This window comes from Paraburkholderia lebeckiae, assembly GCF_050436225.1.
GTDB lineage: Bacteria > Pseudomonadota > Gammaproteobacteria > Burkholderiales > Burkholderiaceae > Paraburkholderia > Paraburkholderia tuberum.
Map to the genome: position 1 here is coordinate 2,726,858 of NZ_JBNDLU010000001.1, position 22,137 is coordinate 2,748,994.

The 22,137-nt window shown below is 63.1% G+C and carries 22 protein-coding genes; 13 read left to right on the forward strand and 9 right to left on the reverse strand.

Annotated elements, in window-relative coordinates:
• Nucleotides 1-14: 14 nt before the first annotated feature.
• A complete protein-coding gene (locus tag OKW45_RS12780; protein ID WP_184030598.1) occupies nucleotides 15-869 on the forward strand; it encodes an oxidoreductase in 855 nt (284 codons plus the stop codon).
• Between the two features lie 33 nt (nucleotides 870-902).
• Here the strand turns inward: OKW45_RS12780 and OKW45_RS12785 are convergent, their stop codons facing one another.
• The 6 genes from OKW45_RS12785 to OKW45_RS12810 form a co-directional block, all read right to left on the reverse strand.
• Nucleotides 903-1,337 carry a rubredoxin gene (locus OKW45_RS12785; RefSeq protein WP_429468571.1) on the reverse strand — a complete coding sequence of 145 codons (435 nt, stop codon included), beginning with the start codon at nucleotides 1,335-1,337 and terminating at the stop codon, nucleotides 903-905.
• A 71-nt stretch (nucleotides 1,338-1,408) separates the two neighbouring features.
• The gene (locus OKW45_RS12790) at nucleotides 1,409-1,534 is read right to left on the reverse strand and encodes a hypothetical protein (RefSeq protein WP_260327592.1); all 126 of its coding nucleotides are present in this window, start codon (nucleotides 1,532-1,534) and stop codon (nucleotides 1,409-1,411) included.
• A 223-nt stretch (nucleotides 1,535-1,757) separates the two neighbouring features.
• Nucleotides 1,758-2,948, reverse strand: coding sequence for a Rieske 2Fe-2S domain-containing protein (locus OKW45_RS12795; RefSeq protein ID WP_429468573.1), 1,191 nt, complete (start codon nucleotides 2,946-2,948; stop codon nucleotides 1,758-1,760).
• Nucleotides 2,949-3,163: 215 nt separating this feature from the next.
• On the reverse strand, nucleotides 3,164-4,615 hold the full coding sequence (locus tag OKW45_RS12800) for a glycosyltransferase family 2 protein (protein ID WP_429468576.1): 1,452 nt from the start codon (nucleotides 4,613-4,615) through the stop codon (nucleotides 3,164-3,166).
• Nucleotides 4,616-4,670: 55 nt separating this feature from the next.
• Nucleotides 4,671-5,270, reverse strand: coding sequence for a cytochrome b (locus OKW45_RS12805; RefSeq protein ID WP_429468578.1), 600 nt, complete (start codon nucleotides 5,268-5,270; stop codon nucleotides 4,671-4,673).
• Nucleotides 5,271-5,596: 326 nt separating this feature from the next.
• Complete coding sequence (locus tag OKW45_RS12810; RefSeq protein ID WP_429468580.1) at nucleotides 5,597-6,511, reverse strand: LysR substrate-binding domain-containing protein; 915 nt, start codon at nucleotides 6,509-6,511, stop codon at nucleotides 5,597-5,599.
• A 97-nt stretch (nucleotides 6,512-6,608) separates the two neighbouring features.
• Between OKW45_RS12810 and metC the strand changes: the two genes are divergently transcribed.
• From metC to OKW45_RS12830, 4 genes are read left to right on the forward strand one after another with little or no spacing between them, the layout of a single operon-like run.
• The gene (gene metC, locus OKW45_RS12815; RefSeq protein ID WP_429468582.1) at nucleotides 6,609-7,772 is read left to right on the forward strand and encodes a cystathionine beta-lyase; all 1,164 of its coding nucleotides are present in this window, start codon (nucleotides 6,609-6,611) and stop codon (nucleotides 7,770-7,772) included.
• Nucleotides 7,773-7,810: 38 nt separating this feature from the next.
• Nucleotides 7,811-8,650, forward strand: coding sequence for an ABC transporter substrate-binding protein (locus OKW45_RS12820; protein ID WP_429468584.1), 840 nt, complete (start codon nucleotides 7,811-7,813; stop codon nucleotides 8,648-8,650).
• Nucleotides 8,651-8,652: 2 nt separating this feature from the next.
• A complete protein-coding gene (locus OKW45_RS12825) occupies nucleotides 8,653-9,303 on the forward strand; it encodes an amino acid ABC transporter permease (protein ID WP_018423949.1) in 651 nt (216 codons plus the stop codon).
• The gene (locus OKW45_RS12830) at nucleotides 9,300-10,070 is read left to right on the forward strand and encodes an amino acid ABC transporter ATP-binding protein (RefSeq protein ID WP_429468587.1); all 771 of its coding nucleotides are present in this window, start codon (nucleotides 9,300-9,302) and stop codon (nucleotides 10,068-10,070) included. Before OKW45_RS12825 ends, OKW45_RS12830 begins: the two co-directional genes overlap by 4 nt.
• A gap of 90 nt (nucleotides 10,071-10,160) precedes the next feature.
• Here the strand turns inward: OKW45_RS12830 and OKW45_RS12835 are convergent, their stop codons facing one another.
• Nucleotides 10,161-11,045 (reverse strand): LysR family transcriptional regulator, encoded by an 885-nt coding sequence (locus OKW45_RS12835; protein ID WP_429468590.1) that lies wholly within the window; start codon nucleotides 11,043-11,045, stop codon nucleotides 10,161-10,163.
• Between the two features lie 133 nt (nucleotides 11,046-11,178).
• Between OKW45_RS12835 and OKW45_RS12840 the strand changes: the two genes are divergently transcribed.
• The 3 genes from OKW45_RS12840 to OKW45_RS12850 all read left to right on the forward strand — a co-directional run bounded on the left by OKW45_RS12840 (nucleotide 11,179) and on the right by OKW45_RS12850 (nucleotide 14,376).
• A complete protein-coding gene (locus OKW45_RS12840) occupies nucleotides 11,179-11,463 on the forward strand; it encodes a hypothetical protein (protein ID WP_429468592.1) in 285 nt (94 codons plus the stop codon).
• Between the two features lie 185 nt (nucleotides 11,464-11,648).
• Nucleotides 11,649-12,911, forward strand: coding sequence for a multidrug effflux MFS transporter (locus tag OKW45_RS12845; RefSeq protein ID WP_429468595.1), 1,263 nt, complete (start codon nucleotides 11,649-11,651; stop codon nucleotides 12,909-12,911).
• A 55-nt stretch (nucleotides 12,912-12,966) separates the two neighbouring features.
• Nucleotides 12,967-14,376 carry a DHA2 family efflux MFS transporter permease subunit gene (locus OKW45_RS12850; RefSeq protein ID WP_429468597.1) on the forward strand — a complete coding sequence of 470 codons (1,410 nt, stop codon included), beginning with the start codon at nucleotides 12,967-12,969 and terminating at the stop codon, nucleotides 14,374-14,376.
• 23 nt (nucleotides 14,377-14,399) lie between these two features.
• Here the strand turns inward: OKW45_RS12850 and OKW45_RS12855 are convergent, their stop codons facing one another.
• Nucleotides 14,400-15,119 (reverse strand): SDR family oxidoreductase, encoded by a 720-nt coding sequence (locus OKW45_RS12855; RefSeq protein ID WP_018423955.1) that lies wholly within the window; start codon nucleotides 15,117-15,119, stop codon nucleotides 14,400-14,402.
• A gap of 82 nt (nucleotides 15,120-15,201) precedes the next feature.
• Between OKW45_RS12855 and OKW45_RS12860 the strand changes: the two genes are divergently transcribed.
• Nucleotides 15,202-16,152 carry a LysR family transcriptional regulator gene (locus OKW45_RS12860; protein ID WP_429468600.1) on the forward strand — a complete coding sequence of 317 codons (951 nt, stop codon included), beginning with the start codon at nucleotides 15,202-15,204 and terminating at the stop codon, nucleotides 16,150-16,152.
• 83 nt (nucleotides 16,153-16,235) lie between these two features.
• Nucleotides 16,236-16,640 (forward strand): DUF3224 domain-containing protein, encoded by a 405-nt coding sequence (locus tag OKW45_RS12865; RefSeq protein WP_429468603.1) that lies wholly within the window; start codon nucleotides 16,236-16,238, stop codon nucleotides 16,638-16,640.
• Between the two features lie 80 nt (nucleotides 16,641-16,720).
• On the opposite strand, the gene OKW45_RS12870 is transcribed toward OKW45_RS12865, so the two are convergent.
• The gene (locus tag OKW45_RS12870; RefSeq protein WP_429469376.1) at nucleotides 16,721-18,988 is read right to left on the reverse strand and encodes a beta-glucosidase; all 2,268 of its coding nucleotides are present in this window, start codon (nucleotides 18,986-18,988) and stop codon (nucleotides 16,721-16,723) included.
• A 224-nt stretch (nucleotides 18,989-19,212) separates the two neighbouring features.
• Between OKW45_RS12870 and OKW45_RS12875 the strand changes: the two genes are divergently transcribed.
• From OKW45_RS12875 to OKW45_RS12885, 3 genes are all read left to right on the forward strand, one after another.
• Nucleotides 19,213-20,232: an AraC family transcriptional regulator gene (locus tag OKW45_RS12875; protein WP_429468606.1), complete on the forward strand. Its 1,020-nt coding sequence runs from the start codon at nucleotides 19,213-19,215 to the stop codon at nucleotides 20,230-20,232.
• Nucleotides 20,233-20,239: 7 nt separating this feature from the next.
• The gene (locus OKW45_RS12880) at nucleotides 20,240-20,854 is read left to right on the forward strand and encodes a hypothetical protein (RefSeq protein ID WP_429468609.1); all 615 of its coding nucleotides are present in this window, start codon (nucleotides 20,240-20,242) and stop codon (nucleotides 20,852-20,854) included.
• 405 nt (nucleotides 20,855-21,259) lie between these two features.
• Nucleotides 21,260-21,865, forward strand: coding sequence for a hypothetical protein (locus OKW45_RS12885; protein ID WP_429468612.1), 606 nt, complete (start codon nucleotides 21,260-21,262; stop codon nucleotides 21,863-21,865).
• Nucleotides 21,866-22,137: the final 272 nt, after the last annotated feature.

Sequence of the window (22,137 nt, forward strand, 5' to 3'; positions counted from 1 at the left end):
CAGGAGTGTTCCAAATGATGAATCGAGACAATCCCGTCTGGCTGATCACAGGCTGTTCCACCGGCTTCGGCCGCGAGCTCGCGAAGCTCGTGCTCGAACGCGGCTGGCGCGCGGTCGTCACCGCGCGCGATGCATCGAAAGTGAAGGACATCGCAGAGGGGCACGGCGAGCGCGCGCTGGTGCTGCCGCTCGACGTGACCAATCGCGCGCAGATAGAAACCGTGGTCGCGCAGGCGAAGCGCCATTTCGGCCGCATCGACGCGCTCGTCAACAACGCGGGCTACGGTTATCTGGCCGCGATCGAGGAAGGCGAGGACAGCGAAGTCCGCGCGATGTTCGAGACCAACGTGTTCGGCCTCGTCGACATCACGAAGGCCGTGCTGCCGATCATGCGTGAGCAGCGCAGCGGTTTGATCGTCAACGTGTCGTCGATTGGCGGGATTGCGAGTTTCGCGGCGACCGGCTACTACCATGCGACGAAGTACGCAGTGGAAGGGCTGTCGGAATCGCTCGCGCTGGAAGTGAAACCGCTCGGCATCGGCGTGCTGATCGTCGAGCCTGGGCCGTTTCGCACCAACTGGGCGGGTCCGTCGATCAAGCAGTCGGCAACGCTGATCGACGACTATGCGTCGACCGCCGGCGAGCGCCGCAAGCAGACCGAAGCGCGCAGCGGCAACCAGGCCGGCGACCCGGTGCGAGCCGCGCAGGCGATCATCGATGCGGCGTTGTCGGACGCGCCGCCGCTGCGGCTGCTGCTCGGCAAGACCGCGCTCGATCTCGCGTACAGGAAGCTCGACTTTCTGCGCGGCGATTTCGACACCTGGCGAGCGACGAGCGAGGGGGCGGATTATCCGGAAGGGACGGCGTAGAGCGGGTTTGTCAGGCGAGCCTCGGCCCGCCGCTTAAAACTCCACCAGCGCAAAATCTTCCTTGCCCACATCGCACAGCGGGCAGCGCCAGTCGGCCGGCACATCGGCCCAGCGCGTGCCCGGCGCGATGCCCTCTTCCGGCACGCCGGCGGCTTCGTCGTAGACCCAGCCGCAGATCACACAGACCCATTGCTTGAAGTCGTCGGTTGTGGCGACATTCGCGACCGACGGCGCATCGGGCGTACCGGTCGCAGCGGCATCCGCCGCGCACGTGCTCGCCGTCGCATCGAGGCTCACGACGAGCGGCGCGACCGTGCCGCTACCGGTTCCCGCGAGCCGCGCCTTCAGGCTGTCGAGCAGGCGCTGCGCTTCGTCGTGGGTCAGATCGATCCAGTACGGATCGCCGGCGCCGTCGTTGAGTCGCTCGGGGGAAAACTGGATTTCTACGGCTACGCCCTTCTTGTACATGGCAATCGGAATCTAGAGAAAGCCGGCGACGCACGCCGGCGCAGGGCTGCCCGCGCGACGCGGGCGCTGCTTCAGTGCGCGTGGACCAGCAGATTCAACGCGATCGAGGCGATCAGGCCAGCGGCGCCGATCAGGCCAAGCAACTGCAGCAGAGTGAGGGATTTACGCGAGTTGGTGGGGGTTTGTTGCGTGGTCACGAGCGAGTCTTGAAGTTCGGAAAAAGCGCAATGGTACACGGGTGCGGACGCGACGAATGTCGATTGGCGCAAACTCGCGAACAACGAAAGTACCGGGCGATATTATCGCCGCTTGCGCGCCGCGCATTGTCTACCGTGGGGAGATGGATTAATTCCGGGCGAGGGGGAAAGCCGTGGCGGGACTGGGTGCGCGGCGCCGGTGAACACCCGCGCCGCGCCGCGCTCAGGTCTTGGCGAGCGGATCGCCGTGACGCGAATCCCAGAAACGGATCACCGCCGTATCGCCGGTGCCCGCGCCGACCACCTGGTCCGGCGCGCCGCACTCGCGCAGCAGCGCGCGCAAGTCGTTGATGACCGGGAACACCTCGTGATTCCAGTCCGCTCCCTGCGAATCGTGGGCGCGCTGCTCCGCCTCGACGATCTCGCGATCCTCCTTGAAAATGCGCTCGGTGAACCACACCAGCAGCGGCCATGCGAGATTCATCACACCCGGAATGCCGGGCTTGCGGATCGACAGCAGCCCAAACGTTCGGTTGGTGCGCTGCTCGCGGTCGAGCGGCACATAGACGATCCACAGGTCCATCACCAGCGTCTGCTCGTCGTTGCGGATTCGCAGGGTCTGGTATGGGTATTCGGTGCGGATCGTCATGACGTCTTTGTCGCCGGAGCCACCGGTCTTGCGCCTCTCGCCGAACACCATCGCCTCGCCTAGCGGCTGCTGCCCCTCCATGCGCGCAAACGTGTAGTCGACCTCGACCCAGCCCTCACCGCGTCGCCGCCCGAGCGAACGCGCACGCATGCGCCCCATCTGGCGGCGATGCAGGAACTGATGATTCATGTCCATCAGGTTCTCGTGCATGAACGAATAATGACACTTGACCGGACGGCCGAAGCGGCGCGTCTTGTACTTCGGGTCGGACACCGAGCGAAAGCCCGGCAACGGCCGCTCCTCCGCGAGCGCGGCGTCGCCCGGAAACACGAAGATCAGCCCCTCCACTTCCTGACACGGATACGAGCGCACCCCGTTCGGTAGACGATCGCGGCCGAGGTACGGCACGTCGATGCACTTGCCCGAGCAGTCGTAGGTCCAGCCGTGATAGCCGCAGCGAATCGATTCGCCGTCGACCACGCCCTGATGCAGCGGCACCTGCCGATGCGCGCAGCGATCTTCCAGCGCGAACACTTTGCCGCTCTCGGTGCGCGCGAGTACGATCGGATCGCCGGCGAAGGTCACGCCGAGCGTCTTGCCGCGCTTCACTTCATGCGACCACGCGAGTGGGTACCAGTAATCCGGATGAATGGCGACGCGGCGCAGATCGCGCACCGGCGCCTCGTGAGTGGTTTGAGCAGGCGCGGCAGCGAGCGTTGCGCCTGCGTATTCCTGTTCCTGTTCGAGCGGGGGAACTGCATGCATAGGTCAAAGCCTCCGTGCACCAGCTGATGGAAGGTTGCCGCGCTGCATGGCAGTGCGGCATCTTCACCAGTCTACTTGATGCAGCCGCCGCATGGCACTTTCGCCGGCATGCGCGATGCGTCGCAGCACACGTTGCGCAGCAGCGCGCATCAGGGTGAACGAGCTCTCTTTACCACACCCGCCCTACAGAAACATTGACCTGCACTTCGAGCTGCTCAATCCTCGTCGACCGCGACGAGCCCGGATCGCCGTTGCACGCCCCACGCGCGGCCGCCGCGCAGAAAATGCAGCCAGCCGAGCGCGGCGCCCAGATGACGCGCGAGCTGGAACGTGAACGGCTCCGCAACGGCCGCGAGCATCGCCATGCCGAGACTGTTGCCACTGCGCTCGCCGGTCCAGCGCCGGTAGAGATGAATGCTCCACAGGTAAAACGCCAGATCGATCGCCGTTTTCAGGCCGATCACGCTGAAGATCGACACGACGATCGCCCCGTGTCCGCCGAACAGAAAACCGAGTAGCAATGCGAATGCCGTGAGGCCGTAAATCGGCTGCATCGTGTCGATCGCCTTGACTGGCAGCATCAGCATGCCGAGCGTGCCGTAGCGCCGATTGCCGGTCATGTCGCGGTTCCAGTACTGCGTCTGCAGGAAACCCGCGAACCAGCGGCGGCGCTGGCGCAGAAAGCTTGCGAGGGTGTCGGGCGCATCGGTGCGCGCATGCGCTTCGCCGACCACGCGCACGTCCCAGCCGAGCTTGTGATCCACCGAATAGCGGCGCAGCCGGTGAATCAGTTCGTAATCCTCGACCAGACACTGCGGATCGAAGCCGCCGACCGCGACGAGCGCATCGCGCCGGAACGACGCGAATGCGCCCGAGATCAGCAGCAGGCTGTCCGCGCGCATCCACGCGAAACGCGCGATGAAGTTGCGCATGTACTCGTAGGTCTGGAACCACTGGAACACGCGGCCCGACAGCGACTTGCCGCAGACCGGCACGAGAATGCCCGCTGCCGCGACGAGCGACGGCCCGCTCGCGAACGCGGCGCGCATCGCGTAGGTGGCGTCGTCGTCGAGCAGCGTGTCGGCGTCGACGGTCATCACGGTGTCGGTCGTCATCACGGTGATCGCGGCGTTGAGCGCGCGGGCCTTGCCGCCGTGCGGCACGCGCAGCCAGTACAGGTTCGGATGCAGCGAGCTCGGCGCGCTCAGCACGTCATCGGCGGCGGGCGTGAGGCCGAAGCGTTGCGTGAGCAACTCGGCGGTGGCGTCGGTGGAGCCGTCGTCGGCGATCACGATCTGCGCGGGGCCGTGCGTTTGCCGCAGCAGCGCGGCGAGCGTGACCGGCAACACGGCCGCCTCGTTACGCGACGCGACGATGACACCCATGCCCGGCAACTCGCGCCGTTCGTGCTCGGCTTCGAGCGGCGCCGCGCGGCGCGTGAGCGGCAACGACTTCCACGTGACGAACGCGAGCAGCAACGTGTCATATACGACATACGCAATTCCGGTCGACCACGCGAGCGCGCCACGCAGAAAGAATGCTCGCGCGAACAGCAGTGCCCACAGCACGACGACGCTGGAATGGATCAGCGTGCTCAATAGCGTCGCGCGACGCGGCAGAATGCGCGGCGACGCGACAGCAAGTGCCTGTTCGAGGGTCTTCTTCAAGGCGAGTGTCTCAGGTTCAGGTGGGTTGCGGTTAGTTGGCGAAGCGGCGGCGACTTCACGGCGTCATGCGCTTCAACACCGATTTGCGATCGAGCCACTCATGCTTGAGCGCGCCGCCGATATGCATCGCCAGCAACGCATAGAGCGCATAGCCGAGCCACGTATGCAGCGCGCCGAAGCGATCATGCAACGTCTCTTTCAGTGTCGGGTCGAGATGCATCACATAGCCGATGCGCGGCCATTGGAACAGGCCGAACCACCGCATCGGATGCGTGGCCGCGTCTTTCCACGCGGAATCGTGCAGCCAGCCGGATAGCGGCAACGCAATCATCAGCAAATACAGCGCGAAGTGCGCGAGTTGCGCGGCAATCATTTCCCACGACGGAAACTCGCGCGGCAACGGCGGCGGCTTGTGCGACACGCGCCACAGGATGCGCAGCAGCGCGAGCCCGAGCACCGTGATGCCGATCGATTTGTGCGTGTCGATCACCGGACGCACCCAGTCGTCGGGCAGCGAATCGGCGGACAGAGCGAGCACGACATTGGCGCACATCAGCAACGCGATCAGCCAGTGCAGCGTCATCGCGGTGCGCGTATAGCGCGGCGGGCGAGAGGCATCGGTCGAATCGGTCAGGGAATTCGCTTGCGTGTTCATGGGTGTTCCGTTCGCGAGGGCGATGAATGCCGCGAAAGCTGTTTGAAAATCGACGCTACCGGTATCAGGCAAACGCCCTAGTGTGCCGTTTTATTCCGCGAAGCGCTTAACCTGCGTGTTTCAGTTTGTTTCGGGCTTTGGATGCACGACACGCGCGCAAATCGCACTCGCGTGGCCGCTTTTTAGCTGGTGTTTTGGCCCATGTTCTGGCTGGCGTCCCGCGGATCAGCGCGGGACTCGCGGCAGCACGAGTTCACCTTGCGCTTGCGCGAACGTGACGAGGCCAGGCGCGATGTAGCGATCAAGCGTGTCCGATTTCTATCCGATCAATTCGCCAGCGCCCTTTTGAGCGCCTTCTGGTCACGTTCGAGCTGCATTCTCATGTGCCGCATGAACTGCCTCACGGTTTCCGTGAGTGGGGTACCAGGGCGAAACACCAGCACTCCTGTGAACATTACCTCGATGTCGATCGGCTTCACGACGAGCCCCCGCTCTGCGAAGTCCAACGTCACGAGCGGATGAGCGATTCCTATACCGACTCCCGCGAGCGCCAGTTCGCAGATCGTGTGCGAATACGGCGTCTCGACGACCGATTTGAGACGGATTTCGCGTGCCGTGAGTTGCGTCTCCAGGCGTAGCCTGGTGCTGTCTTCGGGATTCAGCGCGATGAAAGGAAATTCAGGCAGATCCGCAACAGCGATGACAGGACGCGCGGCCAAAGGATGATGCGAGTTCATCACTGCGACAGCCCGCATACGCGCGAACACCGAGTGTTCGAGGCCGGCCATCGACATTTCGTCGGACATCAGGCCGAAATCCACCTGTCCAGCCGAGACCTTCTCATGCACTTCGCGCGAACTCATCACCTGTAGCGAAATTTGCACGTTTCTGGACGGGGCATCGAACGCCGCAATGACACGTGGCAGAAAGCCTGTGCCCAGTGCCGGCAGAGAGGCGATCGCCATGCGGCCCAATCCGTAGGACCGCAAACTACGGATTCGATGCTCGATGACCTCGAATCCGCGAAAGTACTGGTCAACCTCACGCATCAGGGCGATGGCTTCCTGGGTGGGAACGAGCCGGCTGCGTATCCGCTCGAACAGGCCGAAGTCCGCCATGGTTTCCAGACGCCTGATGGCCTGACTGACAGCCGGTTGCGAAATGCCGAGCAGGGCCGCCGCCTTGCTCGTGCTTCCTGCGTTCATGACCGCCCTGAACACTTCAATATCCCTGATCCGCATAACCTAGACTTATTGACCTAATTATTTCCGATGTTGATGCAATCCCGGGCGAAAGTAAACTTCGATCATCAATCCACGAGGCATCATCGGGAGCAAGATGACAAGCAATCCCCAGAAAGCGCCGCAGCCGTTCCGCAGCCTGTCCCCCTCCATCATCCGGGCATCGACGGTTGTATTCGATTCTCTGGCCGCGTTTTCGCGCCGCAAGGAGCGGCAACCGGACGGTTACAGCTATGGCATCACCGGAACGCCAACGGCTCGTGAACTGGAGCACCGCATCGCCGAGCTCGAAGGTGGCGCGCATTGCGTGGTGACGCCTTCCGGTCAATCCGCGCTGATGACGACCGTGATGGGGTTCGTGCGCGGCGGCGATCACCTTCTGGTGTCCGCTGCCTGCTACGGCGCGCTCAAGACATTCGCGCATAAGTGGCTGGCGCACTTCGACGTCGAGGTCGAACTGTATCCGCCGGCAATCGGGGCTGCGATTGAAAAGTACATCAAGCCCAACACCCGCATGATCTGCATGGAGTCGCCGGGGACGGTGACGATGGAGATGCCCGACATTCCGGCGATCGTCGAAGTCGCGAAACGTCACGGTGTATTGACGATGATGGACAACACCTGGGCAAGCCCGCTCGCTTTCAAACCGCTCGAGCACGGTGTGGATTTCAGCGTCGAAGCCGCGACGAAATTTTTTGGTGGTCATTCGGATCTACTGGTGGGCTGCGTCAGCATGAACGACGCGGGTTACTACGCGACTTTGCGCGAGACGCAGAGCGTTCTCGGCCAGCAAACCAGCCCTGATGACTGCTTCCTCGTCATGCGCGGCCTGCAAACCCTGAAGGTCCGTTTCGCCGCCCAGAGCGCCTCAACGTTGCAGATTGCGAGGGAACTCGAACGTCACCCGGAAGTGAGCAAGGTGCTATTCCCGGCACTGCAGTCCGATGCCGGTCATGCCATCTGGAAGCGGGATTTTGCGAGCAGCGGGTGTCTCTTCTCCCTGATCCTCCAGCCCGCGGCGGAGGACGCGTTCAACGCATTCTTCGATACGCTCCAGTATTTCCCCATCGGGGCGAGCTGGGGAGGCGTGCATAGCCTCGCTGCCTACTACCCGGCCCCGTTGCAGGCCGAGCGTGCGTTCCCGCTTACCGACCAGCCTATCGTGCGCCTTTCGATTGGGTTGGAGGACCCGGCGATGCTGCTTGCGGATCTGAATGCCGGTCTTGACGCATTCAGACGCACCCGAACAACCGCTGCGTAGATTTTTTAATTCAATTTACCTGGATGAGCGAGTACGAGATGAAATCAATCAAGGGATGGGGGCGCTTTGTCACGATAGCGAGTTTCGTGACGCTTTGCGCGGCATTCAGTTCACCGGCTACTGTGCAGGCAGCGGATCTTCTCGCGCAGGCGAAGGCGAGTGGCACATTGCGCGTGGCCAACACCCAGAGTAGTCCCCCATGGAGCATGCTTGACGAAAACAACAAACCTGTCGGCTATGACGTTGCAATTGCAGAGGAAGTCGGCAAGCGCATTGGCGTGCCGAACGTAGTATTCGTCGCCGATTCGTTCAAGAACTTCGTGGAAGGGTTGAAGACGGGCAAGTACGATCTTGTGATGAACGATCTCACACCTACACCTGAACGGCAACAACAGGTTGATTTCGGCGATCCATACGGCGTGGAGGATTTCCGCATTTTCGTACCGGCCGGCAACACAGACATTAAGGGCAAGGAAACCCTTAGAGGCAAGCGAGTGGGAGTGGTCACTGGCTCAAGCAATGAAACATGGGCACGAGCACACCTGCATGACTCCGACATCCGTTCGTACGATAACGGGGGACTCGTCTTCAGCGATCTGGGCAATGGACGTATCGACGCGGTAATCATCTCGCACTTCGGCGGCATGAAGTACGCCAACGTCAACCATTTACCGGTCAAGGAAGTGGGCGAGCCCTTGATCTACCAGCTATCAGCGCCGGCTTTGATGAAAGGCCAACCGGCCCTGCTCGCAGCGGTCGACAAGGCCATTGCAGACATGATGGCTGACGGGACGATCGAGGCCATTGCCAGGAAGTGGGTCGGGCGGGATTACGATATGCCCGGCACGATCACCAAAGCGAAGGCGCACAAGGAGTAGTCATGATCGAGCTTTTCATGCGCTCGCTTCCGCTGTTAAAGAGTGCGGTGCTGATGACACTCTTTCTCGGTTTGTTGTCGTTTGTGCTCGGTTCGACGCTAGGGTTGCTGGTCGCCTTGGCTCGTATCTCCAGCATAGGTGCACTACGCGCGTTCGCATTCGCATATGTATCCATCTTCCGTGGCACGCCGCTGCTCGTGCAGATACTGCTGATCTATTTCGGTTTGCCCCGGTACGGTCTGACTCTTGAACCGGTTCCCGCCGCGCTCCTCGCGCTCACGCTGTTTTCGGCCGCGTATCTGAGCGAGAACTTCCGTTCCGGCATCAACGCGGTGGACAAGGGCCAGTGGGAAGCTGCGATGTCGCTGGGCATGGGTTACTGGAAAGCCATGTCGCGGGTTATTCTCCCCCAAGGACTACGCATCGCCATTCCGCCTGTCGGCAGCCGCATGATTGCACTAATCAAAGATACATCCCTCGCTTCGACAATCACGGTGGTGGAACTGACCCGCGTCGCCGACCAGGTCGGCGCCTCCACCTTCCGCTACATGGAAATGTTCCTGATGGTCGGCCTGATCTACTGGGGCATCAACCAGATTCTCACGATAGTCCAGACGGTCCTCGAGAATCGCATTTCGAGGCGTTTTGTATGAATACTGATATCGGGACGATTGAAGTCCGTGGACTTTCGAAGGCATTTGGCGAGAACCAGGTCTTGCGCGGCGTCGATTTCAGCGTATCGAAAGGCGAGGTTGTCGTTGTAATGGGTCCCTCCGGGTCGGGCAAGACCACGCTGCTGCGCTCACTGAACTTCCTGGAGGTACCGGATGCCGGCGGCGTGACAGTATGCGGCATCGATGTCGAATGCAACGGTTTGTCAAAACCGTCACGCCAGAATCAGAGGAAGATCCGCGCGATCCGCCAGCGCACCGCGATGGTGTTCCAGTCGTTCAACCTCTTTCCGCACAGGACAGCACTGGAAAACGTGATGGAAGGTCCGGTCAGCGTCAAGGGTGTCCCTCGTGCGCAAGCGTCGGAACGCGCAATTCACCTGCTGACACAGGTTGGCCTGGCCGCAAAAGCCAACGAATATCCGGCACGGCTGTCCGGCGGTCAGAAGCAGCGCGTAGCGATCGCGCGGGCGCTCGCGATGGATCCAGAGGTCATCTTCTTCGACGAGCCCACATCCGCTCTCGATCCAGCGCTGCGGGAGGATGTCCTGACCGTCATGCGCGACGTTGCCAAAGCGGGCATGACGATGCTGATCGTCACGCACGAACTGCAGTTTGCGCGAGATGTAGCGGATCGCATTGTTTTTATGGATGGCGGCGTGGTTGCCGAAGACACAACACCGCAAGCCTTCTTTGGTGAAGGCAGCAGTCCACGGGTAAGGCAGTTTTTGCATCTGATCGAGACCTGAGTGTTGACTGCGCCGCGACACCGCCTTGAATCACGCGCAGGGCTTCCGTTGCAAAAGCGGCGGAAAGCGTCGGCGACGTAACACAGCCCGCTAGCTCAATCGCAAACTCCGCAATACGTCGAGCACATACTGAGTCGGACGCTCCACCGTACCTGCGCGAAAGGCCAGGCCCAAGTGCCGCCATAGCGCCGGGCGCAGCGGACGTGTGACGATGCGCGCGTCGGTCGCCGCACGGCTCGCTTCCTGCGGCAGCAGCGCAGCGCCGTATCCCGCTGCCACGAGGCTCTTGATCGCATCCGAGTAGTTGAGCTGGATGCGCGGCGTGGGGTGCTGCCCCGCCGCGCTGAACCATTCCGTCGTCAAACGCGAAAGCCGCGTGGTGGCGTCGTTCAGGATCAGCGGTTTCGCGGCGATCCATCGCGGCGTGATGCGAGCCGGACACGTCCACCCGGCCGGCATGAACGCGACCACCGGATCGCGGCGCCATGTTTCGATCGATAGCCCTCGTAGCGGCGCTTGCGGCAGCGCCACGATGCCCACGTCGAGCGACTCCTGGGCGAGTCGCGTCAGCGTTTCCTGCGAAGTCAGCACGGCGATTTGCACATCGATGCCGGGATGCCCGGCGGCCAGTCGTTCCAACGCCTGCGGCAGCAAATTCGCAATGGCCGCGGTGGAAGCGCCGAGCCGAACCCGTCCGCCGAGCCCTTCCACCTGTCGCCGCACGCCCTCCAGTGCCTGCTCGGCATTGGCCAGCATCTGACGCGCATAGGCCACCAGCGTCTCGCCGATCGCCGAGGCCCGCACCTGACCGCGTTTGCGCGACAACAGCGGCGCGCCGACGCGGCTTTCGAGATCCGCGATATGCAGACTGACCGTGGGCGGCGCGAGATGCAGAACGCGAGCGGCCTCGGCGAAAGAGCCGAGGTCGGCGACGACGACAAGAGTGCGCAGGCGGTCGAGACTGATTTCTCTCATCGGAATGGGAATCGGAATGGCATTGGTCAGAAAAGCTGAATCACGCGGTCAGTAAACTCAACTTTTCCAATCTTACGTGCAGACGGAAGATGGTGGCGCTGGTTTTTTCAACGCTCACCATCGGGCCGTTAACATGAACTCATCTTCAACCAGAAGTTGCGAGCCGCGGGAGGCTTCGCATCGGCTAGACGCAATCTCGGACGACGCCAGGTCGTTACTGCTCGGGCTCGTCTTTACAGGCGTCGTGCTGGCTTTCGCCGTGATGGCGATGATCTGGACGGCGTCGCGCCCCCCGCTCAAAGGCAAGGACTGCTCCGGCCGCATCGCAAACGACGAGCATGCGAGCTTCGTCGCGTTCTTCCAGGACCCGGCAGACCAGGGCGCGTTGCTGCGGTCGATCGAGGACTGCGCGAAATGAGCCTCGTTGCGGCGGGATAGCGCGCCCGTCGGCCGCGCCATCCCACACCCCCGCCAGGGACTATCCCACTTCCTGCCATACCACGGGCACAATACCCGGCGATAATGCCGCGGGCATTCGCCTTTTCCGTTCGATATCCGAACCCACCGATGCCCGCGCCGCCAGTGTTCCCTTTCGATGCACCCATGAGCCACGCCACCGCCGACCACCCCGCTTCCGCCGACTCCGCCCCGAACTCGCCGCGCTTCCTGCTATTCCTGATCTGCCTGTTCGCTTCCGCCGGACAGCTCGCCATCGACATCTACGTGCCCGCGCTGCCCGCGATGGCGCGCTACTTCGGCACCTCGCCACAAGCGATCCAGACCAGCGTCACCGGCTACATGGCCGCCTACGCGTTCGGTCAGCTGATCTTCGGTCCGATCGCCGACGCGTATGGCCGCAAGCGCGTTCTCGCGTTCGGTCTGACGGTCTACACGGTCGGCTGCCTGCTGTCGCTCGCGGCGCCCAATCTCGAGACGTTCATCCTCGCCCGCGCACTGCAGGGCTTCGGCATCGCGAGCACGAACCTGCTGGCGAAGGCGATCATCACCGATTCGTTCGCGGGTCAGGCCTTGCTGCATGCGTTCACGTACATGGCAATCGCGTGGGGGCTCGCGCCGATCGTCGCGCCGGTGATCGGCGCGCATCTGCAGACCGCGTTCGGCTGGCGCGCGAGCCTCGTGTTTCTGCTGATCTATTCGCTGGTGATGTGGGCGCTGCTGTGGCGTTATCGCGAGACGTTGCCGAAGCCCGTCCATCTCGAACCGCGCACGCTGACCGCGAACGCGCGCAAAGTGCTCGCGAGCCCCGTGTTCCAGAGCTGCTTCCTCGCGCAGGGCCTGTGCTACAGCATCCTGCTGGTGTTCAACATCGTCGGGCCGTTCATGGTGCAGACCACGCTGCACGAGCCGCCGACCTTCTTCGGCTACCTCGCGCTCGGCATCGGCATGATGTACTTTCTTGGCGGTCTGTCGAATCGCCTGCACGGTCCGGGTCTGCCGAGCGCCGAGCAGCGGCTGCGCATCGGCGCACGGGTGATGGCGGCCGCGTCGCTTGCGATGCTGCTGCTCGCGCTAACGGTCGGTCTGCGCGTGTGGACGCTCGCGACGCCTGTGCTCGTGATGGGCTTCTGCGCCGGCGCGATGTATCCGACGCTGATGGCGAAGGGCAACTCGCTGTTCCCGCACATCGCGGGTCTGACGAGCGCGATTCTCGGCTGCGCGCTGCTGCTGGTGTCGTCGGCGATGATGGGGTTGGCCGGCTTCGTGTCGGTGCAGGTGCTCACACCGCTCGCGCTGTTCTTCGTGGTCCTCGCGTTCGTCGTCGTCGTGATGGTGACGAAGCTGCTGCGCCATCTCGAGCAGGTACAGCCTGCGGCCGCGGCGACCGCAAGCGGCAAGGCTGCGTGAGCCGGCACATGAGCTCGACCGAACGCCAGACCTTCATCCGTACACGCGCGGACCAATGAGCGGCATGCGCGAGCGCCCTTGCGCATCCGCTTCCACGCGGATCGATCCGACCGTGTGGAAAGTCGCGGCGGTCGTGTCGATCGGCTCGTTCATGTCGCAGATGGACTCGACGCTGGTCAACGTGTCCCTCTCGGCGATCGGCCATACCCTCGATGCGTCGATCGCTACCTCTCAGTGGATCGTCAGCGGCTACCTGCTCGCGATGGCGTTGATGTTGCCGCTCAACGGCTGGCTGGTCGACCGCATCGGCGCGAAGCGGCTGTACCTGTTCTGCTTTTCGACGTTCACGATAGCGTCGATGCTGTGCGGCGCGGCGCAGACGATCGGCGGGCTGATCGGCGCGCGCATCTTGCAGGGCCTCGTTGCCGGTGTGCTCGTGCCGATGGCACAAATGATGATTGGACGCGTGGCCGGCAAGAACCTCGAGCGGGTGATGGGCTACACCGCGATACCTATTCTGCTCGGTCCGATTCTCGGCCCGGTGCTGGCCGGCCTCGTGCTCGCGCACGCGAGCTGGCCCTGGCTGTTCTTCGTCAATGTTCCGGTGGGCGCTTTCGGCGTCGCGATGGCGGTGTTGCTGCTGCCGCGCGATGCCGCCGGGTCGCAGAAACGACCGTTCGATTTCACCGGCTTTGCGTTGATCTCCCCTGTGCTCGTCGCGCTTGTCTATGGACTTCAGGACGCGTCAGGAGCGGTGGGCCTGGCGTGTCTGCTCGCGGGCGTCGCGTTTCTCGCCGGCTTCGTGCTGTACGCGGCGCGCAAAGGCCATACCGCGCTGATCGACGTGCGCATGTTTGCGATACGTACGTTCTCGGTCGCCGCACTCGCGCAGTTATTCGCGAACGGGATCATGTATGGACGGCAGCTCGCCGTGCCGCTTTTTCTGATCGCGGGCTGCGGTTTGTCGGCCGCGCACGCGGGCGGCCTGCTCGCGGCAACCGGCGTCGGCATGATGTGCTCGTTTCCGCTGCTCGGATGGTTGACCGAGCGGCTCGGCTGCCGCGCGCTCGCGGCGGGCGGCGCACTGCTGGCGTTTCTGAGCACGCTCGTGTTTCTGTGGCTGAGCGTTGATTCGTTCTCCACCGGATGGGCCGCGGTCGGTCTGTTCTTTGCGGGCGTCGGTCAGGGGACGATCAGCGTGCCGTCGATCTCGGCCGCGTATTCGTCGATCGAGAGAGAAAGGCTCGCGGTTGCGAATACTGCGTTGAACATCGCGCAGAGAGTGGGCGGTCCGTTCGCGACGACGCTGCTTTCGATGGTGATAGCGTCGACGTTGCACGGTGTTTCGGGTGCACAGCCCGGCCGATTTCTGCCGACGTTCGTGCTGCTGGCCGGGCTGCATTTGTTGTGCTTCGCGGCGGCGATGTTTCTGCCGGTTCGCGTTCAGCGGGCGAAGAACGCCTGACCACGCATTCTCGCGCCCGTGCTTCACAGTAGCCGCAAGCCGCCATCGCACTCGATCACCGCCCCCGTCATAAACGTGTTCTCCAGCAGAAACTGCAGCGCGTGCGCGACATCGTCGGCCTGCCCGACGCGCCGCACCGGTAACGTTTCGCTTTGCTGCCGAAACAGCTCACTCTTCACGCTCGCGGGAAATCTGTCCCACCACGGCGTATCGATCACACCCGGCGACACGGCGTTCACGCGCAGCGGCGCAAGCTCGCGCGCCAGCGTGCCGATCATGCTTTCGAGCGCGCCGTTGATCGCACCCAGACCCGCCGTGCCCGGATTCGCGATGCGCGCCGAAATCGCGGTCAGAAACGTCACGCTGCCGTCGCGACGCAGCGTGGGTAGCGCGGTCTGCGCGGCTTCGAGCTGCGGCCAGAACTTGGCCTCGAAGCCACGCCGCAGCGCGGCCAGATCCAGTTCGGCAAACGGCCCCGCGCCTTCGCCGCCCGACAGCGTCATCACCAGATGATCGATCCGGCCGAGCCCGCCGAAGAAGTGTCCGAGCGCCGCGCGATCGGCGCAATCGAGCGCCTCGCTCGTCACCTGTCCACCGATGCCAATCAGCGCATCGTCCAGTTTGGCGCGGTCGCGCCCCACCGCGACGACGCTCGCGCCAGCCGCCACGAGCCGCTTCACCATCGCGAGCCCAATGCCCGACGAGCCACCTAGCACCACGACCTTCTGATTTTGCCAGTCCATGTCATTGCTCCTGAGTGTGAACGGAAGACCCCGTGGCAGTAGAATGCGCGGTGCGAGCCCATCACTCAAATCGTTTAATGTCATGGCCAACATCATTGAAAATGATTTTCGGCGCTTCGACCTGAACCTGCTGCTGACCTTCCGCGCGCTGCTGGAAGAGCGCAGCGTCACGCGTGCCGCGCAGCGGCTGTTTCTTGGGCAACCGGCCGTCAGCGGCGCGCTGAAGCGCTTGCGCGAGACGTTCGGCGACGAGTTGTTCGTGCGCACGCCGCAAGGCATGACGCCGACGCCGCGCGCGCTCGAACTCGCGCGGCAGATCGAGCCGTTCCTGCAATCGCTGCATCAGGCGCTCACGCAGCCGTCCGTCTTCGATCCGGCCCGCGCGCAGCGGGTGTTCCACATCGGCCTCAGCGATTCGCTCGAACTGCTGCTGATGCCGGAGATCAATGCGCGCCTCGCCGACACCGCACCCGGCGTGAAGCTGATTGCGCGCTCCACAGATTCGACGCGCGCCGCCGCGATGCTCGACGATGGCGCGATCGAACTCGCGGTCGGCGTATTCCGCGAATGCGTGCGGTGGCAGCGACTCACGCCGCTGTTTTCATGGCGCTTCGTGAGCGTCTACAACCCCCGGCTCGTCAGGACGCGCCGCAAGCGTCTGTCGATGGACGAGTTTCTGCGCCACCGCCATGTGCTGACTTCGTTCAGCGCCGAGCTGCGCGGCTTCATCGATGAACGACTCGGGATGCAGGGACTGAAGCGCGACGTCGTGTTTTCGAGCTCGAACTTCGCGACCAGTCCGTTCATCGTGCAACGCACGGCGGCGATCGCGACGGTGCCGGAGTTCATCGGCCGCGTCTGGCGCGATACGCTCGGTCTCGCGCTGAGTCCGCTGCCATTCGAGTTGCCGGGCTACGAGGTTTCGCTGATGTGGGCCGCGGCGCACGACCAGGACCCGGCGCTCGCGTGGCTGAAGCGCGAGTTCGCGGACGCGTTCGGCACGGCTGACAGTACTGCGCGTGCAGCGCCCTGACAGCGACGTGTGCTACGGTTCGGAAGCGTCACGGTTCGTTTCGCCGCTTCGCCGTCGCCCGTTCAAGCCAAGAGGAAATTCCGATGACTCACCACGTCGCAAAAGGCACCTTCATCGTCTCCCTTCAACCGATGCCGTTCGAAAACGCGGAGGCCGAATCGAAGCTCGGCCGCATGTCGATAGACAAGCAGATCTCCGGCGATCTCGCCGCGACCACCCAAGGGCAAATGCTGAGCGCGATGACGAACGTCAAAGGCTCGGCCGGCTATGTCGCGCTCGAACAGGTCACTGGCACGCTGGCGGGCAAGCAGGGCACGTTCGTGCTGCAGCATATCGGCGTGATGAATCGCGGCACTGCGGCGCTGGCGGTAACGGTCGTGCCGGATTCAGGCACGGGCGAGCTGAGCGGCATTGAAGGCGAGTTCAAGATCGACATCGTCGACGGCGCGCATTCGTACGAGTTCGCTTATCGTCTGCCTGGCGACTAACATGCCGTACGGGTGCCGGCGGGATACGGCGCTCGACCCCGTACCCCGCTACCAGCCTTTCCAGTTCAAAACCTCAGCGCTCAATGCCCCGCGATCGTCACCGACGCCGTCAACGCATTCGGATCGCGCGAAGAAGCCCCCGCGATCATCTGATAGACGCCGCCGTTGAGCTTCCACACGTGGTTGGTCGCGTCCCACGTCGACAGTAGCTTCGGCGCAATCGATACGCTGACCTGCTGCGACTGCCCCGCCTGCAGCGCGACCTTTTGCCAGCCGACCAGACGCTTCGGCGGCTCGCCCAGACCGCTTGGCAACGCGGCATAAACTTCGGCGATTTCCGCGCCCGCGCGCGAGCCCGTATTCTTGACGGTAAAGGTCACGCTCACGTTGCCGCTCGCATCCACTTGCGCGTTGAGGCCCGAGTAGCTGTAGCTCGTATAGGACAGCCCATAACCGAACGGGAACAGCGGCGCGATCTGCTTGCCGTCATACCAGCGATAACCCATGAAGAGGCCTTCGCTGTAGGTAACGGTGGTATCGGTGGCCGAGATCGTCGGTTGCGGCAGATCCGCGTCCTGCATCGGGAACGTGATCGGCAATTTGCCGGACGGGTTCACGGCGCCGAACAGCAGATCGGCAATCGCCTGGCCGCCCTGCACGCCCGGATACCACGCTTCGAGCACGCCGTGCACGTTGGATAGCCACGGCATCAGGACCGGGCTGCCGTTCTCGAGCACGACGATCACGCGCTTCGCTTGCGCCGCGACCGCGCTGATCAGCGAGTTCTGATCGTAGCTCTGGTTATAGGTGTCGGTCGCATTGCTCGGCAGGCTCAGGCTCGGCAGATCCGCGCCCTCGCTTTCCCATTGCGTCGCGAACACGATCGCCACGTCCGCCTTCGCGGCGGCGGTCGCCGCTGCCGCCGCGTTCGTGCCGTCGACGAAGGTCACGCTCGCGTTCGGCGCCTTCGCCTGGATCGCGGCCAGCGGTGCCGACTTGTACCACGTCGCGCAGGTGCTCAACAGCGGCGACGGCGACACGCAACCGGACACCGCGGTGCCCGCGGCCGCCGGCACCGCGCCCGAGCCGCCGCCCGACAGCACGCCCGCATCCGCGTGACCGCCGATCACCACGATCGACGACAGCCCCGCCGCGTTCAGCGGCAGCACCGGTTGCGAATCGCCGCTCGCCACCGCGTTCTTCAGCAAGACCGACGATTGCTGCGCGACCTGCAACGCGAGCGCATTGCCCGCGGTTTGATCGACGCTTCCTCCGGTGGTTGGCGGCGAATCGAAGACGCCATAGCGAATCATCGTGCGAAGCTTGCGCTGAACCATGTCGTTGAGTCGCGACATCGGCACGCTGCCGGCGTTGACCGCGCCCGTCAGCGCGGTGTTGAAATACGACGTCAGCGTAAAGCCCGGAATCGACGCTCCGCCGCCGAGGTCGCCGGGCTCTTCTTCATCGAGGCCGGCCAATGCCGAGGCGACCGTACTGTGCGTGGCGGTCCAGTCCGACTGCACCACGCCCTTGAAGCCCCACTCGTTCTTCAGCACGGTGGTCAGCAGATACGGGTTTTCGCACGCATACACGCCGTTCACCAGGTTGTACGAACACATCACGTTGCCGGGCGTTCCCTGCGTGACGCCGAGTTCGAACGCGAGCAGTTCGGTTTCGCGCATCGTACGTTCGTCGACGACCGAGTTGCTGGTCATGCGGTTCGTTTCCTGATCGTTCATTGCGTAGTGCTTGATCGTCGCGATGACGTTCTGCGCCTGCGTGCCGATCGTGCGCGCGGCGCTCAGCGTGCCGGTCAGTACCGGATCTTCGCCCATGTACTCGAAGGTGCGGCCATTGCGAGGTTCGCGCGCGAGATTGACGCCGCCGCCGAGACCTTCGCCATAACCGAGCACGCGCAGCTCGGTCGCGATACGCGCGCCGTATTCGTTCGCCAGCGTAGGGTCCCAGCTTGCCGCGAGCGCCACCGGCGCAGGCAGCGCCGTCGCGTTCGAGTTGACGACATTGACGCCGCCGGCCGAATCGGCCATCGCGAGGCCCGGAATGCCGAGCCGCGCGATGCCGGGAATGTAGCCGGCTCCGTTGACGCCGGCCGGATACGGACCGCCGAGTCCCGCGTTGGGGATACCCACGCCGTGCACGAGCTGAATCTTTTCGGCGGTCGTCATCTTCTGGACGAGCGCGGCGGCACGCGCGTCGGCGCGCGCATCGGGATCGGACGGCAACGCCGGGTCACTGATGTTGCTGCCATTGCCGCAGGCGGCGAGTACCAGCGCGACACCGCAGGCGATGGCGCTTGCGGCAAAGGGTATCGTCAGCTTCCTTCTCATCATCTCGCTCCGTGTTGTCGTTGTCGGTCATGTGATTTGCATTGCGTCACGTTGTATCGACGTGCTACCGGCACGTGACGCGTCCTGTTACGCTAAGCGCTCGTGGTAATGCGCCGAAAGAAATTCTAGGGATGCGCCCGAAACGCGCTTGACCGATAGGTGCAGCACTTGACCGATGAAGAGTCAGGAAAACCCGCAGACAGGTTTCGACCGGAGGAGGCAAAGTGGATTTGCGTCAGAAGTCCGTTTCAGCGCGCATCTATCGAGGATTGCTCGACGCGGCGGAGCGCGAGGGCCTCGATCGCACCAAAGTGGCCCACGATATCGGCATCGACGAGGCCGACATCGCCGCGGCCGATGCGCGAGTGCCGGGCGACAAGCACGTCGCCATGCTCCAGCTTGCGGAAAGCTGCCTGATGCGCGGCGCGCCCGAGGGCGGCATGCTCGATGGTCTGCTGTATTTCCCCGAGCTTGCGGGCGTGCTCTGCAATTGCCCGACGCTGCGCGATGCATTGCGCAATTACGTCACGTACCGCGACCTGATCGGTAATGTCGACTGGCTCGTCATGCAGGAGCACGGCGACGAAGTCGCATTCGAATACGTGACGGAAGGCGAAGGGCGCAACGCATCGAGCGCGCTCGGCAACTTCGCGCTGATAGCGGGCGTGGCAAAGCTCTACGACGTGCGACTGCGCGTGCGCGACGCGGGTATCACCGATGCGCGGCTCGGTGCGATCGCGGCGCTGAGCGGGACGTTGGGCGTGCGCGTTCAACTCGATCAGGCGTGCAATCGGATGGTGTTGCAGTCGTCCGCGCTGGATCGCGCGTTCGAGGTCTACAACGCGCCGCTCTCGAAGATTCACATGCATGCCGCGCATGGAATCTTGCAGCGGATTCGCGAGCAGGGCCGCTTTTCTCCGACGGTCGAGCGATGTCTGCGTGACGTGCTGCGCGAGCATGCGGATGCGATCGAGCCGAAGAGCCTGCAGACGATCGTCTGCGAGCGGCTGTCGCTGACGCGCTGGACGTTGCAACGCAAGCTCGCGGCGGAGTGCAAAACCTTCAGCGAGGTGCTGACGCAAGCGCGCATCGACGAAGCACGCACGCTGCTCGCGCATACGCCGATGTCGATCAGCGAGATCAGCGAGCGGGTTGGCTTTGCATCGACGACCGCGTTTACGCGGTTTTTTACGCGAGCGTGTGGAGCGCCGCCCGCGCGGTATCGGGGACGGTGCCGGGCGTGATCGACCCATGATGAGCATCGATCAGGACATGACTCGACTGTTCGGCGTCATGGGGGCGATCGTTTCGCTAGTCGCGTTTCTGCCTTATGGACTTGCGATCTGGCGCGGCACCGTACGCCCTCATCTGTTCACGTGGCTGATCTGGTCGGTCGTCACGGCGATCGCGGCTGTCGGCCAGTTCGTCGCCGGTGCGGGTCCTTCGGCGTGGTGTACCGCGGCGATCGCGGCCACCTGCTTCTTTGTTCTCGTATCGAGCGTCTTTCGGGGTGAACGGCAGCGGACCGCTTTTGATTGGCTTTGCCTTGTCGCGGCGTTGTCCGCTATTCCGCTCTGGATACTCACCAATGATCCGACGTTGTCGATCTGTCTTGTGACGCTGATCGAACTCGTCGGCCTCGCGCCGACGGTTCGAAAGACTATTCGTGATCCGTGGAGTGAGAGTCTTTTGTACTTTGCGCTCTGTGTTTTTAAATACGCGCTCGCGATTCTTGCGCTGCCGAAATGGAGCGTGGCCGTGGCGTTTTATCCGGCCGTGAATATCGTGGCGGCAAGTGGAGTTTGTTTGTTGATGGTGGTGCTGCGTCGACGGGTGCGAACGTATTCCGAGGAAAGGGTTCGGTGAGGGGCTCCCGAAAGACAGTGCGACGATTCGCAGCGCGCGATCTGAATGTGCCTCCCTTTTGTCCGATATTCATCAGGTCACCGCAAGTAGCATCGATTACACTGGTTTTCGCTATGCGACTTTCAGGCGTGGCTGACCCACGAAGTCACCATTGCGCGGACTTTCGTGCATCCCTTCCGCACGTATCCGCCGACACCGAGCGAAATACGACTGCTTGGTGAAAGCGTTTCGCCATTCACCACTTTGGCCCGCCCCTGGTCCCTCACACGACGGCGACCAGGTATCGCCGCGGCCATTTCACATCGACTATTTTCGCTTGATTGAATCAGGCGCCTGATCCGGCAGCCGATAGGCCCCTTGCACGGCGCGATTTCACGCGCCTGATTCGCTGACAAGGAGATGAAGATGAAGACCCGCCAATTAAGCATTTGGTCGGCTGTAGCCGTTGCACTTCTGTCGCTGAGTGGCACCGCGCAGGCCGGTGGTGATGACGGCGACCGTGGCCGTGGCGGTGGCGGCGGTCTTTGCTCGAACGCAACGCTAAAAGGACCCTATGGGTTCATCGGTCACGGCGTGATCCTTGGGTTGCTGGATTCGAGCAACGTGCTGCATCCGTTCGCCACCCAGGCGATGCTCGATGACGTCGCCCTCGTGACATTCGACGGCAACGGCAAATTTACCCGCACCGATTTCGGGAGCATCAACGGCGTGCCGAAAGGTGGGCAGACAACGTTCAATCCGCACCAGAACGGTACTTATAAGGTGAACTCCGATTGCACCGGCACGATGTCGGTCGTCTATATCACCGGAGGACCCGTGCCAGCCGGCGTCGAGACCGATCTGAACATCGTGGTCACTTCGGACGGGACGCAGGTCGAATCCGTCGTCTATCGGGCGAGCATCCCGTCGGCCGCGTCGGCCCCCGACGGCTACAGCTGCCCGATGGATTGCGTGCAAGGTGTGCAGGAGGCGTTCGAAGGGAAGAAGGTTCTGGTCTACGGCTTCCGGTAGTCGGGTACTGACGTATCGGATGAATTCACGCTGAACCATTTCGTCTGTTCACTGGGCTCCTTTGGTCAACAAACCTGGAAGGTTATTTCGATGACTGCCCCCACATATTCAGCCTGCGTGACCCAACCCGCTGGGACCTACATGGACTGCCAGACGACTCCACACTGAGAGCGGCGGCAATTCTTCTGCCCCGCCTCTGAGAACGCCCGCGCAACTGGCGGGCGTTCTCGGCAGACAGCCTAAAGCACAAGTAAGCCAGTCTGTTCGTACGA